The 205-nt window shown below is 65.9% G+C and carries 1 protein-coding gene; it reads right to left on the minus strand.

All coding sequences use genetic code 11. From position 1 onward, the window contains the following. Positions 1 to 205 (minus strand): ATP-binding cassette domain-containing protein (locus tag ADK86_RS19525; RefSeq protein WP_159393894.1); only part of this gene is annotated, 205 nt, incomplete at both ends.

Below are 205 nucleotides of genomic sequence, written 5' to 3' on the forward strand. Positions count from 1 at the left end.
CAGCGTGATGTTCTCCAGCGCGGTCAGCGTGGGCAGCAGGTTGAACGCCTGGAAGATGAAGCCGATCTTGTCGCGGCGCAGCCGGGTCAGGTGCTTGTCCTTCAGCCCGTTCAGCTCGGTGTCGCCGATCAGGGCCGAGCCGCCAGATATCGCGTCCAGTCCGGCCATGCAGTGCATCAGGGTGGACTTGCCGGAGCCGGACGGG

Origin of the sequence: Streptomyces sp. NRRL F-5755, from assembly GCF_001279365.1 — a bacterium.
Lineage (GTDB): Bacteria > Actinomycetota > Actinomycetes > Streptomycetales > Streptomycetaceae > Streptomyces > Streptomyces rimosus.